The 14790-nt window shown below is 63.2% G+C and carries 13 protein-coding genes; 7 read left to right on the top strand and 6 right to left on the bottom strand.

Annotated elements, in window-relative coordinates:
• Positions 1-17: 17 nt before the first annotated feature.
• The gene (tyrS, locus tag FQU74_RS07010) at positions 18-1268 is read left to right on the top strand and encodes a tyrosine--tRNA ligase (protein WP_146285690.1); all 1251 of its coding nucleotides are present in this window, start codon (positions 18-20) and stop codon (positions 1266-1268) included.
• 151 nt (positions 1269-1419) lie between these two features.
• On the opposite strand, the gene FQU74_RS07015 is transcribed toward tyrS, so the two are convergent.
• Positions 1420-1983 carry a peptidylprolyl isomerase gene (locus tag FQU74_RS07015; RefSeq protein WP_146285691.1) on the bottom strand — a complete coding sequence of 188 codons (564 nt, stop codon included), beginning with the start codon at positions 1981-1983 and terminating at the stop codon, positions 1420-1422.
• Positions 1973-2485 carry a peptidylprolyl isomerase gene (locus tag FQU74_RS07020; protein WP_146285692.1) on the bottom strand — a complete coding sequence of 171 codons (513 nt, stop codon included), beginning with the start codon at positions 2483-2485 and terminating at the stop codon, positions 1973-1975. Before FQU74_RS07020 ends, FQU74_RS07015 begins: the two co-directional genes overlap by 11 nt.
• A gap of 177 nt (positions 2486-2662) precedes the next feature.
• Here FQU74_RS07020 and FQU74_RS07025 point away from each other — a divergent pair, with 177 nt between their 5' ends.
• The gene (locus tag FQU74_RS07025; RefSeq protein ID WP_146285693.1) at positions 2663-3436 is read left to right on the top strand and encodes a DUF2189 domain-containing protein; all 774 of its coding nucleotides are present in this window, start codon (positions 2663-2665) and stop codon (positions 3434-3436) included.
• A gap of 66 nt (positions 3437-3502) precedes the next feature.
• On the opposite strand, the gene FQU74_RS07030 is transcribed toward FQU74_RS07025, so the two are convergent.
• From FQU74_RS07030 to bcp, 4 genes are all read right to left on the bottom strand, one after another.
• Complete coding sequence (locus FQU74_RS07030) at positions 3503-3982, bottom strand: bactofilin family protein (RefSeq protein ID WP_146285694.1); 480 nt, start codon at positions 3980-3982, stop codon at positions 3503-3505.
• Positions 3972-5294 carry a M23 family metallopeptidase gene (locus tag FQU74_RS07035; protein WP_146285695.1) on the bottom strand — a complete coding sequence of 441 codons (1323 nt, stop codon included), beginning with the start codon at positions 5292-5294 and terminating at the stop codon, positions 3972-3974. Before FQU74_RS07035 ends, FQU74_RS07030 begins: the two co-directional genes overlap by 11 nt.
• A gap of 190 nt (positions 5295-5484) precedes the next feature.
• Complete coding sequence (locus FQU74_RS07040) at positions 5485-6318, bottom strand: ferritin-like domain-containing protein (protein WP_146285696.1); 834 nt, start codon at positions 6316-6318, stop codon at positions 5485-5487.
• Positions 6315-6776: a thioredoxin-dependent thiol peroxidase gene (gene bcp / locus FQU74_RS07045; protein ID WP_146285697.1), complete on the bottom strand. Its 462-nt coding sequence runs from the start codon at positions 6774-6776 to the stop codon at positions 6315-6317. Before bcp ends, FQU74_RS07040 begins: the two co-directional genes overlap by 4 nt.
• A gap of 94 nt (positions 6777-6870) precedes the next feature.
• Here bcp and FQU74_RS07050 point away from each other — a divergent pair, with 94 nt between their 5' ends.
• From FQU74_RS07050 to lpdA, 5 genes are all read left to right on the top strand, one after another.
• On the top strand, positions 6871-10233 hold the full coding sequence (locus FQU74_RS07050; protein ID WP_229704304.1) for a YhdP family protein: 3363 nt from the start codon (positions 6871-6873) through the stop codon (positions 10231-10233).
• Positions 10230-11276 carry a tRNA preQ1(34) S-adenosylmethionine ribosyltransferase-isomerase QueA gene (gene queA / locus FQU74_RS07055; protein ID WP_146285698.1) on the top strand — a complete coding sequence of 349 codons (1047 nt, stop codon included), beginning with the start codon at positions 10230-10232 and terminating at the stop codon, positions 11274-11276. The genes FQU74_RS07050 and queA overlap by 4 nt, the downstream gene beginning before the upstream one ends.
• Before the next feature lie 77 nt (positions 11277-11353).
• Positions 11354-12622 (top strand): MFS transporter, encoded by a 1269-nt coding sequence (locus FQU74_RS07060; RefSeq protein WP_146285699.1) that lies wholly within the window; start codon positions 11354-11356, stop codon positions 12620-12622.
• 62 nt (positions 12623-12684) lie between these two features.
• Positions 12685-13266 carry a DUF924 family protein gene (locus tag FQU74_RS07065; RefSeq protein ID WP_146285700.1) on the top strand — a complete coding sequence of 194 codons (582 nt, stop codon included), beginning with the start codon at positions 12685-12687 and terminating at the stop codon, positions 13264-13266.
• A 95-nt stretch (positions 13267-13361) separates the two neighbouring features.
• Positions 13362-14759, top strand: a complete 1398-nt coding sequence (gene lpdA / locus FQU74_RS07070) for a dihydrolipoyl dehydrogenase (protein WP_146285701.1) — start codon at positions 13362-13364, stop codon at positions 14757-14759.
• Positions 14760-14790: the final 31 nt, after the last annotated feature.

Consider the following 14790-nt stretch of genomic DNA (forward strand, 5'->3'; position numbering starts at 1 on the left):
TAAAACACGAGAGAGAGATGACCTACCACCCGAAATCCGACTTCATGCGCGTGATGATCGAGCGCGGCTACCTTGCCGACTGCACCGATTATCAAGGGCTGGACGAAGCTTTGGTCAAAGGGGTGGTGCCAGCTTATATCGGCTATGACGCCACTGCCGCCTCGCTGCATGTGGGTCACCTGCTGAACATCATGATGCTCCGCTGGCTGCAAAAGACCGGGCACAAGCCGATCACTCTGATGGGCGGCGGCACGACGAAGGTTGGCGATCCCAGCTTCCGCAGCGAGGAACGCCCGCTGCTCACGCCGGAAAAGATCGATGAGAACATCGCGGGCATGAAGCAGGTCTTCGCGCGTTACCTGTCTTACGGTGACGGGGCCTCGGATGCCGTCATGCTGAACAATGCCGAATGGCTGGATAGCCTGAACTACCTCGATTTCCTGCGCGATATCGGGCGGCATTTCAGCGTGAACCGCATGCTGTCGTTCGAGTCCGTGAAATCGCGGCTCGATCGCGAGCAGAGCCTATCGTTCCTGGAATTCAACTACATGATCCTGCAGGCCTATGATTTCCTGGAACTGCACCGCCGCTATGGCTGTCAGTTGCAGATGGGCGGGTCGGATCAGTGGGGCAACATCATCAACGGGATCGACCTGACCCGCCGGGTGCTCGACAAGGAAATCTACGGTCTGACCTCGCCACTGCTTACCACCAGCGACGGGCGCAAGATGGGCAAGTCGGCCAGCGGTGCGGTGTGGCTGCGCGGCGACATGCTGTCGTCCTATGAATTCTGGCAGTTCTGGCGCAACACGACCGATGCCGATGTCGGGCGGTTCCTCAAGCTCTATACTGATATTCCGGTGGACGAGTGCAACCGTCTGGGCGCGCTTGCAGGGGCCGAGATCAACGGGGCGAAGATCATCCTGGCCAATGCGGTCACCACGCTGCTGCATGGTGCCGAGGCCGCCGCTGCCGCTGAAGCGACCGCGCGCGAGGTATTCGAAAAAGGTGGCGTGGGGGCTGATCTGCCGACGGTCGCGCTTGGTGTCGCCGACGTGGTCGAAGGCATCACTGTCGCGCAGCTCTTCGTGCGGGCGGGCCTTGCACCCTCGGGGAAAGAGGCCAAGCGCCTGATCGCCGAGGGTGGGGCGCGGGTGAACGACGATCCCGTGCTGGACGCTGGTCACAAGTTCCACGCAGCGGACTTCGTTGAGCCGATGAAGCTGACGGCAGGCAAGAAGCGGCACGCGCTGGTGACGCTCCACTGACGAACGAAAAAGGGGGCGCTCGCGCCCCCTCTTGGCCTCTGGGCCAATTCACCCCCTGAGGATATTTGGGAAAAGAAGAACGCGTGGGCGTCTTCTCTTTTTAACAAATATCTTGCGGGGGGTCGGGGGCGCAAAGCCCCCGAGGTCGGCGTCATTCCTGAACGGTGACCTTGACCATGCGGTCGGGTGTCTCCACCTCGCCGTTGCCGCCGGCGCCCTTCTTGATCGTGTCGACGATATCCATGCCCGAGATCACGCGGCCGACCACGGTGTACTGGTTGTCCAGATGCGGGGCGGGCGCGAACATGATGAAGAACTGGCTGTTGGCCGAGTTGGGGTCCATCGAGCGTGCCATGCCGACCACGCCACGATCAAAGCTGACCGAAGAGAACTCGGCGGCGAGGTCGGGAAGCTCCGATCCGCCCATGCCGGCCATCTCGTTTCCGCCAGCCTTGCCGTATTGTACATCGCCGGTCTGGGCCATGAATCCATCGATCACGCGGTGGAATACCACGTCGTCATAGGCGCCGCTTTTGGCGAGCGTGACGATCTGTTCGACATGCTTGGGGGCGACATCAGACAGAAGGTCGATGACAATCTCGCCCTTGGCCTCGCCATCCACCTGAATGATCAGGTTCGGGCCGGGGCCGTCTTCTTGCGCGAAGACAGGGCTTGCGACAAGTGCGAGGGCGGCGAGCAGCAGTTTACGCGACATCGGCGGCCACCTTGACGCTGATCATGCGGTCGGGGTTAGCCGGCGGCTCGCCGCGTGCGATCTTGTCCACAGCCTCCATGCCCGAGATCACCCGGCCGTAGACCGTGTATTGCCCGTTCAGGAAGTGGTTGTCCTTGAAGTTGATGAAGAACTGGCTGTTGGCCGAGTTCGGGTTCATCGAGCGTGCGGCGCCAAGCGTGCCACGGTCATGCGGCAGTTTGGAGAATTCCGCAGGCAGGTCTGGCAGGTCTGAACCACCCGTGCCCGAACGGCGCGGATTGTAGTTCGGGCTTTCCATGTTGGCGTGCTCCACATCGCCGGTCTGGGCCATGAAGCCCTCGATCACGCGGTGGAATGCCACGTTGTCGTACTTGCCGGCGCGGGCCAGTGTCTTCATGCGCTCGGTGTGCTTGGGGGCCACATCGGCCAGCAGTTCGATCACGACAACGCCGTCCTTCAGCGTCATGATGATCGTGTTTTCGGGGTCCTTGATCTCGGCCATCGCCTCGGTCTCCTCGGTTGGGTTGGGCGCAACGTAATGGGGCTGCGCGGGAAGGAAAAGGGCAAAGCCGCGTGAACGGCGGCAGCTTGCCGGTGCTTGGGGAAAGGCTGCGCGGCAGATAGATCTTTTCTGATGATGAATCCTGCGCTTAACTTTCGCTCTGCTATGGAGGATGGCATGTCGGCAAGCGAGGCAGGGGCGCCTGCGGTTCCTGAAATTAATGACGTTACCTTCGGCGATCTGCGGCATGCACTGCGGGCGGGCTGGGCTGATTTCCTGCGCGCCCCGATCATCGATTTCGCATTCGCGCTGGTCTATGTGCTGGGCGGCTGGCTGGTCACCTGGGCGCTGACCGCCAAAGGGCAGTTATGGTGGACCTTGCCTGCCTCGGCGGGGTTTCCGATCCTTGGTCCTTTCATCGCCTGCGGGTATTACGAAATCTCGCGCAGGCTTGAGGCCGGGGAGAGCTTCACCTTTGGACAGATCGCCGGCGTCATCTTCCGCCAAAAGGATCGTCAGATCCCGTCGATGGCTGCGGTCGTGGTGATCTTCTTTCTATTCTGGAACTTTCTTGCCCACATGATCTTTGCGCTGTTTCTGGGAACAGCGTCGCTGACGAACATCACCAGCTCTCTGGCGGTTTTTGGGACGGCCCAGGGGGCGACCATGCTGGTCGTCGGCACGGCGATCGGTGCGGTCTTCGCCGCGCTGCTCTTTTCGCTGACGGTGGTCAGTCTGCCGCTGCTGCTGGATCGCGAGGTGGATTTCGTGACCGCGATGCTGACAAGCTTTGCGCTGGTGCGGGACAATCCGGTCGTGATGCTGTCATGGGGCGCATTGATCGGGGCTGCGCTGTTTCTTGCGATGATCCCGGCATTTCTGGGATTGTTCGTGGTGCTGCCGCTGTTCGGTCATGCGACATGGCACCTGTATCGGCGGGCCCTGTCCTGAAATCTGGCCTGTCCTGAAACGCAAAAGGCGCCCCAAGGGGCGCCTTGTTGACCAACGCTGAGAGTGTCAGTCTGCCTTGGGGCCAGCGATTGCCTTCACGCCGTTCAGCGGGTCGTCCTGACGCTGGACCGAGCCCTCGAAATGGGCGCCCGATTCAATGGCGATGGTCTTGTGAATGATGTCGCCTTCGACGCGCGCGGTCGATGTCAGGCGAACTTTCAGGCCGCGCACACGACCGATCACACGGCCATTCACGACGATATCGTCGGCCACGATCTCACCGCGGATGGTGGCGGTTTCGCCGACGGTCAGCAGATGGGCGCGGATGTCGCCTTCGACCGTGCCTTCGACCTGAATGTCGCCGGTCGTCTTCAGATTGCCGACCACCGTCAGATCAGAGGAGAGAACCGAAGCATTGGGCTTGGCCTTCACGGGCGCGCCGCCAAAATCCATGGCGGGCTTGGTTGCGGGAAGCTCGGGCGCTTTTGCCTTGTCCCCTTCAACCTGCTTGGGACCGGGTTCATTGATTCGGCTTTTAGAAAACATTGCTGGCTGCCTTGATGAAGGTCATCGGATTGACGGGGCGTCCGCCGACGTGAACCTCATAGTGAAGATGGGTGCCGGTGGACCGACCTGAATTGCCCATATCACCGATGAGGTCGCCGCGCGATACCTTTTGGCCGACTGAGACGTGGATTTCCGACAAATGACCATAAAGTGTTTCGAGGCCAAAGTCATGGCGGATCTGCACCATCCGGCCATATCCGCTGGACCATCCGGCCTTGACCACCGTGCCATCGGCCGTTGCCTTGATCGGGGTGCCGTAGCTTCCGGCAAAGTCGATGCCCTCATGCATCCGCCCGCCGCCGTGGAAGGGGTCGCTGCGATAGCCAAAGCCCGAGGTCAGGCGGTAGGCGCCTGACGGGATCGGGTTCGAGAAGGGCGATTTCACTGCGGCCAGCCGGTACATGTTCATCCGGTCAAAGCCCTCGAGAATGGCATTGGCGCGAATCTCGTCCGGGGTCGGGGCTGTGCCTTTGGTCGAGATGATCGGCGTCAGCGGGCCACCTTGGCCGGAATAGCCGCGCCGGACCTGTTTCAACAGATCATCGGGCGACATGCCGGCCTCGCGGAACATCTTGTCCAGCGGCTCCATCGACACGGTGACGGCCTCTTCAAGGCGGGCAAAGATCGCGTCGTTGCGCAGTTCCAGCTCTTCCTTGGATCGGAGCACTTCGGCCATGTCCTCACGGGTTTCGTCGGCGAGCTTGACCATCTCGTCGCGTTCGCGGGCAGCCTGACCCAGGGCCGAGGACATGATTTCCAGCGTGGCGACGGTATCTTTCACGCGGCTGACCTCGGTCGCGGCGGTCGTCGTATTGGCATTTGCGGCCAGCGCGCGCGCCTCGTCGCGTTCCTTGATCGTGCGGCGCAGCGTGTTCTGAATCACGTCGATGCCGGTCTCCAGCTCCTTGCGACGATCTTCCGAGGCCAAAAGCCGTGTCTGCATCCGGCTGACCTCGTCCAGAGCGAGATTGAAGCGCTCCTGCGCGCGCACGGCTTCATCCGCGCGGAGGTCGCGGTCGCTGGAGAGCGAGATCAGACGCTCTTCGAACAGCGCCTGCTGCACGCGGGCCTGATCGCGGTCCGAGCCTGCGGAAAGCCCTGCCATCAGCAGGATCGACGACGCAAGGAAGGTCCAGGTGATCAGGGCCCCGCCACCGACGAGCAGAAGAAGCTGGGTTGCCGGACGCAGCCTGACAAAGCGCGTGGCATGTTCCGACTTCAGGAACAGGCGCTGTTCCGGCAGATAGCGTTCCAGCGTCGTGTGGATCCGATAGGCGAGGCGTGTGAGCAAGAGGCGGTCTTCCCTTCTGTCTGCCGCATCCGGCGGACGTCAGTCGACCGCCCCGGCATCGCGGCCTGCACATGGCAGAAGCCTGATGGGGACGTGATTAATGGCCACGGCGGGGCGGCTGCAACTGTTTTGGGCACAACCGGTGTGCGAATGGGCGGTTCCCATGCGGCATTCGGCAACATCCTGCCGATCAGGCGTCGGCCTGGGCCTCTTGTCCATCGGCGAGCGGCCAATAGAAATCGGGGGGAATCCCGGCCTCGGCACGCTTCTCCTCGTTGAACGGAGGCTTCAGGGCGCCGTGGAAGTAGCGGCGGACCAGATCATGGAACACGTCCTTGGGATCCAGCCCGTCGCGCCCGCAGAGCCAGTTGAACCACTTTGAGCCATAGGCGACATGGCCCACTTCCTCGGCATAGATCACCTCAAGCGCCTTAACCGCGCCATCCTCGCCCGCTTTGCGGAAGATCTCGATCATGCCGGGCGTCACATCCAGGCCGCGCGCCTCAAGCACCATGGGCACGACGGCAAGCCTGCCGAACAGATCGTCCACGGTGTCGGATGCGGCCCGCCACATGCCAGCATGCGCGGGCAGGGCGCCGTAGTGGCTGCCCATGGATTCGAGGCAATCGCAGATCAGGTTGAAGTGGCGCGACTCTTCGGCCGCGGCCTTGACCCAGTCGTCATAGAAGCCGGGTGGCATGGGAATATGCCCAAAGCGCGCGATGATGTCCCAGTGAAGATCTACGGCATTCAGTTCGATATGGGCCACCGCGTGCAGAAGTGCTGCGCGCCCGGCCGGGCTGCCGGGGCGGCGACGCGGCACATCGCGGGGCGGCAAGAGTTCGGGCTTTGCGGGGCGCGCTGGATGGTCGGGCGGGAAGGCGGTTCCCACAGGAAGCGCTGCACCCGACGCGCGTGCGGCAAACCACGTTTCGGCATGCTGGCGCGAGATTTCGCACTTCGCGCGCCCATCGGCGGTGGACAGCACCTCCACCGCCATGTCTGTGAGGGTCCGTGCCGTCATGCGGACTTCGCGGCCTCAAGCACTTCGGCTGCGTGATCGGCCACCTTGACCTTGCGCCAGATACGCGCGATCCGGCCCTCGGCGTCGATCAGAAAGGTCGAGCGGTCGATCCCCATGTAGGTCTTGCCGTACATGCTTTTCTCGACCCACACCCCATAGTCCTCGCAAGTGGTGCCGTGCTCGTCCGAGGCAAGCATGATGCCAAGCGCATGCTTCTTCACGAACTTGTCGTGCTTTGCGACGCTATCCTTGGAAATGCCGATCACGACGGCGCCTGCTGCATCAAATTCCTGCGCGCGGGCAGTGAAATCCAGCGCCTCGGTCGTGCAGCCGGGTGTATCATCCTTGGGGTAGAAATAGAGCACCACCTTTTGGCCGCGAAGTGCAGAGAGGCTGACCTCGCCGCCGCCATCGCGGGGCAGGGTAAAGTCGGGGGCGGGTTGTCCTTCGCCGATCATGCGCGGCTCCTTGCCAAAAGTGTGAATGTCCTTTGGGTTTTAGTTGCCTTCATGGACAGTTAAAGGCAAGGCGGGAAAAAAGGTCGCAGGGCAAATGGACGGGACTTCGGAGGATAGGCTGCTGGCCGACGGGCAGGGCGACAACGCCCCGGCCCCGGCACAGGATAGTCCTGCCTCCGCTCGCCGTCCGAAGCGCCGGGTTCGGCACCATGTGGTGCGGGTCTCGATCTGGATGTTCGCAGCACTCGCGGTGCTGGCGCTTGCGGCCGGCTTCACGATTCTGGCTCTGACGGGAAAACCCGTTGCATTACCCGCCTGGGCGGTGAATGAGGCTGAGCAGCGCCTGAATGCCCGCATCACGGTGCCCGAGATGCGCCTGTCGCTGGGCAAGGTCGAGGTGATGGTCGACCGCGACTGGATTCCGCGCCTTCGGCTTGAGGATATCCGCATCACGCGCGGCCTCGGTACCACTGTATTGCGGCTGCCCGAAGCGCGGGTTGCCTTCGATGCGGGCTCGATGCTGCGCGGAGCGATCCGGCCATCATCGGTGGTGCTGTCGGGGGCGGCTGTCCGGTTGCGGCGCGATACCGACGGGCGTTTCGATCTGGATTTCGGCGCCGGTGCGCCAATGCGTGACCTTGGCGCCTTTCCCGAGGTGCTGGACCGGCTGGACCAAGTCTTTGAAGCGCCGGTTCTGGCCGCGCTGCGCGAGGTTCAGGTCGAGGCGCTGTCGCTGACGCTGGATGATCGTCGTGCCGGACGCCAGTGGCAGATCGGGGACGGGCAGTTGACGGTGCTGAACACCACCGACGAGGTCAGGTCGCAACTGACCTTTACCCTTGCCAGCCCTGAGCGTGCCCCGGCACATGCACTGCTCTCGATTGCCACACGTAAGGATTCGTCCGGCGCCCGCCTGCGCGCGACGGTCGAGGCGGTTGAGGCGCGCGATCTGGCCGCGCAGGCTCCAACGCTTGGGTTCCTTAGCGCGGTTGATGCGCCGATTTCGGGCAAGGTGATCACCGGGCTCGCCCCTGACGGACGTCTTGTCACATTGGAAGGTGAACTGGCGGTGGCTGCCGGTGCGCTTCATCCCTCGCCAGAGGCACGGCCCATCGCCTTCCAAGGTGCGCGTCTTTCCTTTGTGTCGGACCCCAAGGCCGAGCGGGTCCGGCTGGACGCATTTGAGGTGGAAAGCAGCACGCTGCGTCTGCGCGCCACGGGACATATCGATGTGCCCGGGGTGACGGGCGGCCGGCCCGAGGCCTATCTGGCGCAGATCGCGATTTCCGAGGTGATGGTTGATCCCGAAGGCCTGTTCACCCAGCCGGTGACGTTTGGCGAAGGGGCCATCGACCTGCGGCTGCGACTTGATCCGTTCCGGCTGGATTTGGGTCAGTTCACGCTGATCGACGACGGTCGGGTGCTCTCGGCAAGCGGCAGCGCCACCGCCGATGCACGCGGTTGGCGCGTCGCGGGCGATATCGCGCTGGACGCGATCCGGCATGACCGGCTGATGGCGCTTTGGCCGGTGTCGGCGGTCGCCAAGACCCGGAAATGGCTGGTCGAGAACGTGCAGGAAGGTCTGCTGCGTAATGTGCGCATGGCGATCCGCGCCGAACAGGGGCAAGAGCCGCAGCTTTCGCTCGGCTATGACTTTGTGCAGGGCGATGTGCGGTTCCTCAAGACCCTGCCGCCGATCCGCAAGGGATCAGGCTATGCGACGCTTGAGGATTTCACCTATACCATGGTGCTGGACGAGGGGCAGATCACGCCCCCGCTTGGCGGCACGATCGACATGGCGGGTTCTGTGTTCTCGGTGCTGGATATCCGCCACAAACCTGCGCAGGCCGAGATCCGACTGCATACGGATTCAACGCTGACGGCGGCGCTGTCCCTACTCGATGAAGAGCCCTTCCGCTTTCTGACCAAAGCGGGTCGCCCGGTCGAGATCGGTGAGGGCAAGGCCAGGCTCAACGCGCTGTTGCGGCTGCCGCTTGTCAAGAAGGTCAAGCCCGAGGATGTCAGCTTTGATGTTCAGGGCAGGCTTCAGGATGTTCGATCCGATGTTCTGGTTGAAGGGCGCACACTGACATCCGACGCGCTTGCGATTTCCGCCACGCCGCGCGGGCTGGAGCTGAGAGGGGCCGGCAAGATCGGGGAAGTTCCGTTCGACGCGACTTATCGTTTGCCCTTTGGCAAGGAAGCCGGTGGTAAATCGGAGGTCGAGGGACAAGTGGAGATTTCACCCCGAACGATTGAAGAGTTCCGCATCGGTTTGCCAAAGGGCGCGGTGTCGGGCAGCGGATGGGGTGATTTCCGGATCGACATGCAGAAAGGCAGCCCCGCGCGGCTGTCGCTTACATCGAAACTGACGGGCATTGCGCTGTCGCTGCCCGAGATCGGCTGGTCAAAACCGGCCGGCGGAAGTGGCACGCTTGACGTCAAGGCCACGCTGGGCAAACCCGCTTCGGTCGAGGCGCTACGGCTGTCTGGTGCGGGGCTTGATGCCGAGGGGAAGGTGTCGCTGAACGGAGGCGGCGATCTGGATCGGTTGACGCTGTCCCAAGTGCGGATCGGCAAGTGGTTCGACGGACCCGTCACGCTGGTCGGGCGCGGGAAGGGCAGTTCCCCGGCGATCGAGGTGACGGGCGGCAGGCTGGACCTGCGCAACCTGCCCGAGTTCGGATCGGGCAAGGGCGGCAAGGACGGAGGCACACCGATCACGGCGCGGCTCGACCGGGTACAGGTGACCGAAACCATCGCGCTGCATGGACTGACGGGTGAGTTCTCGACGGCGGGCGGGTTCAAGGGCAGCTTTTCTGCGCGACTGAACGGGGCGGCGGCCTTGCGCGGTGGCGTGGCGCCGGTCAAGACCGGAACGGCAATCCGCATCACATCCGACGACGCGGGCGGTGTGCTGGCGGCCTCTGGCATCTTCAGCACTGCGCGCGGCGGCGCACTTGATCTGCAACTGATGCCGCAGGGCCCGAAGGGCGTCTACGAGGGGATCGCAACCGCCCGCAACTTCCGTGTGCGCGATGCCCCGGTGCTTGCGGAGCTGCTCTCGGCCATTTCGGTCGTGGGCATCCTTGAGCAGCTGAACGGCGAGGGGCTCGTCTTCAGTTCGGGCGAGGCCGCCTTCCGGCTCAGCCCGGCGGGCGTCGAGGTCAGGCGCGGCTCGGCCGTGGGGCTGTCGATGGGCGTGTCGATGGCGGGAACCTTCGATTCCCGCACGAAGGCACTGAATATGCAGGGCGTCATCTCGCCCATCTATCTGCTGAACGGGATCGGGGCGATCCTGACCCGGCAGGGGGAGGGCGTGTTCGGTTTCAACTATCGCATCACCGGGACCTCGACAAAGCCTTCGGTTTCGGTCAATCCGCTCTCGCTTTTGACGCCGGGCATGTTCCGCGAAATCTTCCGCCGCCCGATTCCGCAACTGGAGAGCCAACCTTGAAGCTGTCGGACTTTGACTTCCACCTGCCCGAAGAGCTGATCGCGACGCGGCCCGCGCGCCCGCGGTCGGCGGCGCGGCTGTTGGTCGCCGAAGGTGCTGCGATCCGCGACCGCCGCGTCACCGACCTTGTCGATGAGTTGCGCCCCGGTGACCGGCTGGTGCTGAACAACACCAAGGTCATCCCGGCCCGTCTGACGGGCGAGCGCTGGCGCGACAGCGGGCAGGGCAGGGTGTCGGCCCGGATCGAGGTGACGTTGCTTGAGCCTACGCCGGCCGGTGACTGGAGGGCACTGGCCAAGCCCTTGCGCAAGGTAGCGGCCGGCGAGGTCATCCGCTTTTCTGACACGCTTTCGGCCGAAGCGGTGGGCAAATCCGAAGCTGAGCTTGTCTTGCGCTTCAACCTTGGGGGCGACGATTTCGACGCGGCCCTTGCGGCTGCAGGGCAAATGCCGCTGCCGCCCTATATCGCCGCAAAGCGCGCGCCCGATGCGCAGGACCTTGATGACTACCAAACCGTCTTTGCGCGGCATTCTGGCGCCGTGGCCGCGCCGACCGCCAGCCTGCATTTCGACGCCCCCCTGCTAGAGGCCCTGCGTGCGCGGGGTGTTCAGTTTACCGAAGTTACGCTGCATGTGGGCGCGGGTACCTTCCTGCCAGTGAAGGTCGAGGACGTCACGACCCACCGGATGCACGCCGAATGGGGCGAGGTGACCGCAGCGGCGGCTGATGCGATCAATGCGACCAAGGCCGCAGGTGGACGGGTCATTCCGGTTGGCACCACGGCCCTGCGTTTGCTGGAAAGTGCCGCGCGCGACGGGCAATTGCACCCGTGGCGCGGCACGACCGACATCTTCATCTATCCCGGCTTCCGCTTTCAGATCGCGGATGCGCTGATGACCAATTTTCACCTGCCGAAATCCACGCTGCTGATGCTGGTATCGGCGCTGATGGGGCGGGACCGGATGCTGAAGGTCTATGATCACGCGATCCGGCAGGGCTACCGGTTCTTTTCTTACGGCGACGCCTCGCTTCTGGTTCCTTGATCGCCGCCAGATGTCGCTTTCGCCCAAGCAGGCGAGGCGACCCCTGCTAAATTGTCCTAGTTTGTCGGAGTTCGCGCGTGCTGAAGGTCATCGCCTCTACCTGGCCCCTGTTGATGGGGGTGATGCTGCTGATGGTCGGCAACGGCATGCAGGGCTCGCTTCTGGGTATCCGGGGCGCGATAGAGGGCTTCCGCACGGTCGAGATCTCCATCGTGATCTCGTCCTACTTCGTGGGGTTCCTTGCGGGCTCGCTGATGGTGCCGGGCATGATCCGCAGGGTGGGGCATGTGCGGGTGTTCTCGGCGCTCGGCTCGGTGATCTCGGCCGGGCTTGTGCTTTATCCGGTCGCGCCGGAGTGGTTTCTGTGGTCGGTCCTGCGCGTGGTGATCGGGTTTAGCTTTTGCGGCGTCTACATCACGGCGGAAAGCTGGCTAAACCAGTTGTCGACGAACGAGACACGCGGGCAGGCGCTGTCAGCCTATATGATCGTGCAGATGATCGGCATCATCACGGCGCAGTTCCTGCTGAACGTGGCCAATCCCGACGGCTTCGTTCTGTTCGTGATCCCGTCGGTGCTGGTGAGCCTCGCGTTTATCCCGATCCTTCTGACCGACATCCCCACGCCGAAGTTCGAATCCACGAAACGGCTGGGGTTCCGGGCGCTGTGGCGCATCTCACCGTTGGGCTGCGTGGGCATGCTGCTGACCGGTGGCGTTTTCGCGGCGATGTTCGGCATGGCCTCGGTCTGGGGGGCACAGGTCGGCCTGTCAGTGCGGCAGATCTCGATCTTCGTTGGCGCGATGTATGTGGGGGGCTTGCTTCTGCAGTACCCGATCGGCTGGCTGTCTGACCGCAATGACCGGCGCCGGCTGATCCTGTGGCTTTCGGCCTTTGCAGGGGTGGTGATGCTGCTGGCGGGGCTGGTAGACCTGCCCTTTGCGCTGAATCTGGCTGTGGCCATGGTGCTGGGTGGCATCACGAACCCGCTCTACTCGCTGTTGATTGCCTATACCAACGACTTTCTGGCGCGGGACGAGATGGCGGCGGCATCGTCGGGCATGCTGTTCCTGAACGGGCTCGGCGCCATCGTGGGGCCGCTTGTGACAGGCTGGATCATGACCCAGATCGGGCCAGGCGGTTTCTTTCTGTTCATCGCCGCGAATTTCGCGGGGCTTGCGGCTTATGCCCTGTGGCGGATGTCACGGCGTGCGGCACCGGGCGTCAGCGGCAATTTCGCGACCGTGGCCCCCACGGCATCGGCCGTTGCCGTCGGTGCTGTGATGGAGGAGGCCGATACCGGCGCGCCGATCCCGCCTGCCGCGAAACCGCAGAGCGCCTCGCACTGAACGCAGGCTTGCGGGGCGGCGGAAACCCTGCCACCCTTGCCTGGTCTGCAGGGGGGTAGCGCATGTCAGATCCGGTCGAGGTGCTTGACTACTGGCTTGATGCTGTTGGGCCAGAGGGCTGGTACGCTGGCGGCGTAGAACTGGACGATGAAATCCGAACGCTGTGGGCCGATCTATGGAATGCGGCGCGCGAGGGCGGCTTGGACCATTGGGTCGATGGGGCCGCCGGAACGCTGGCCTATATCATTCTCTGCGATCAGTTCCCGCGCAACATGTGGCGGGGCGAGGCAAAGGCCTTTGCGACTGATCCGCTTGCGCTTGCGGCGGCCCGCAAGGCACTGGCGCATGGCTGGGACCTGCGCGCGCCCGAACCCGAGCGACAGTTCTTTTACATGCCCTTTGAACACAGCGAGGACCCTGAGGATCAGGTCCTCGCGGTAGAGTTGATGGAAGACCGTCTTCCGGCAGACCCGGAACTGGCGCTGCACGCCCGCGCGCATCAGGCGATCATCGCGCGGTTTGGCCGCTTTCCCTATCGCAATGATGCCCTTGGTCGGCACTCGACCACCGAGGAGACATTGTTCATGCGCGAGGGTGGATATGCTTCAATAGTGAAGGACCTTCGAGCGGCGGCGACGAAATAGCTATGCATTGAATGCATGGGCCCATGATTTTCGCTGCATTGCTTGGGCTTTTCAATTAGTTTAATGGCAAACTACTTTTCCAGAGGAGGGGAAACATGGCTGCCAGAAACTTCGACGTGATCGTGATCGGTGCCGGCCCGGGTGGCTATGTGGCGGCGATACGCGCCGCGCAACTGGGCAAGAACGTCGCGATTGTCGAGCGGGAACATCTGGGCGGCATCTGCCTGAACTGGGGCTGCATCCCGACCAAGGCGCTGCTGCGTTCGGCCGAAGTGTTTCACCTGATGCACCGCGCCAAGGAATTCGGCCTGAAGGCTGACGGCATCGGCTACGATCTCGATGCGGTCGTCGCCCGGTCGCGTGGGGTCGCCAAGCAGCTTTCGGGTGGCATCGGCCATCTGATGAAGAAGAACAAGGTGACTGTGTTCATGGGGGCGGCGACGCTTCCCGCCAAGGGCAAGGTCTCGGTCAAGACCGACAAGGGTGTGGAAGAGCTGACCGCGCCGGCGATCATCCTGGCAACCGGCGCCCGTGCGCGGGAACTGCCGGGGCTTGAAGCCGACGGCGACCTGGTCTGGACCTACAAGCATGCGCTGCAGCCCAAACGCATGCCGAAGAAACTGCTGGTCATCGGATCGGGCGCTATCGGAATCGAGTTTGCCAGCTTCTTCAATACGCTGGGTGCCGATGTCACCGTCTGCGAGGTGATGGACCGCGTCCTGCCGGTGGAAGATGCCGAGATCAGCGCCTTTGCGAAGAAGGCCTTCGTCAAGCAGGGCATGAAGATTCTTGAAAAGACCACGGTCAAGAAGCTGGACCGTAAACCGGGTGTTGGCGTCACCGCGCATCTGGAATCGAACGGCAAGACCGAAACAGCCGAGTTTGACACCGTGATTTCGGCCGTTGGTATCGTCGGCAATGTCGAGAACCTTGGGCTTGAGGCGCTTGGCGTGAAGATCGACCGCACCCATGTGGTGACGGACGAATACTGCCGCACCGGAATTGAGGGGCTCTATGCGATCGGCGACATCGCGGGTGCTCCGTGGCTTGCCCACAAGGCCAGCCATGAAGGCGTCATGGTGGCTGAGCTGATCGCGGGCCTCCATCCCCATGCCATCAAACCGAACTCGATCGCCGGCTGCACCTATTGCCATCCCCAGGTTGCAAGCGTCGGTCTGACCGAAGCCAAGGCGAAAGAGTCCGGCTATACCATCAAGGTCGGCCGCTTCCCGTTCATCGGTAATGGCAAGGCCATCGCCCTGGGCGAGCCCGAGGGCTTGATCAAGACGGTCTTCGACGCAAAGACCGGAGAGCTTTTAGGCGCACATATGGTGGGTGCCGAGGTGACGGAGCTGATCCAGGGCTATGTCGTTGGCCGCAGCCTCGAGACGACCGAGGAAGACCTGATGAACACCGTCTTCCCGCACCCCACGCTGAGCGAGATGATGCACGAGGCCGTGCTCGACGCCTATGGCCGCGCGCTGCATTTCTGACCGGGCAGGGGGCTGCCGCCCCGTCTTGGCG

Source organism: Gemmobacter aquaticus (assembly GCF_007859075.1).
In the GTDB taxonomy this organism is placed as follows: domain Bacteria; phylum Pseudomonadota; class Alphaproteobacteria; order Rhodobacterales; family Rhodobacteraceae; genus Gemmobacter; species Gemmobacter aquaticus.

Excerpts from the sequence above, each read along its gene's own strand:
- FQU74_RS07050 (WP_229704304.1), top strand. The coding sequence starts at position 6,871 with ATGGACGGGACTTCGGAGGATAGGCTGCTGGCCGACGGGCAGGGCGAC.
- FQU74_RS07020 (WP_146285692.1), bottom strand. The coding sequence starts at position 2,485 with ATGGCCGAGATCAAGGACCCCGAAAACACGATCATCATGACGCTGAAG.
- FQU74_RS07025 (WP_146285693.1), top strand. The coding sequence starts at position 2,663 with ATGTCGGCAAGCGAGGCAGGGGCGCCTGCGGTTCCTGAAATTAATGAC.
- FQU74_RS07065 (WP_146285700.1), top strand. The coding sequence starts at position 12,685 with ATGTCAGATCCGGTCGAGGTGCTTGACTACTGGCTTGATGCTGTTGGG.
- bcp (WP_146285697.1), bottom strand. The coding sequence starts at position 6,776 with ATGATCGGCGAAGGACAACCCGCCCCCGACTTTACCCTGCCCCGCGAT.
- lpdA (WP_146285701.1), top strand. The coding sequence starts at position 13,362 with ATGGCTGCCAGAAACTTCGACGTGATCGTGATCGGTGCCGGCCCGGGT.
- FQU74_RS07040 (WP_146285696.1), bottom strand. The coding sequence starts at position 6,318 with ATGACGGCACGGACCCTCACAGACATGGCGGTGGAGGTGCTGTCCACC.
- tyrS (WP_146285690.1), top strand. The coding sequence starts at position 18 with ATGACCTACCACCCGAAATCCGACTTCATGCGCGTGATGATCGAGCGC.
- FQU74_RS07030 (WP_146285694.1), bottom strand. The coding sequence starts at position 3,982 with ATGTTTTCTAAAAGCCGAATCAATGAACCCGGTCCCAAGCAGGTTGAA.
- FQU74_RS07015 (WP_146285691.1), bottom strand. The coding sequence starts at position 1,983 with ATGTCGCGTAAACTGCTGCTCGCCGCCCTCGCACTTGTCGCAAGCCCT.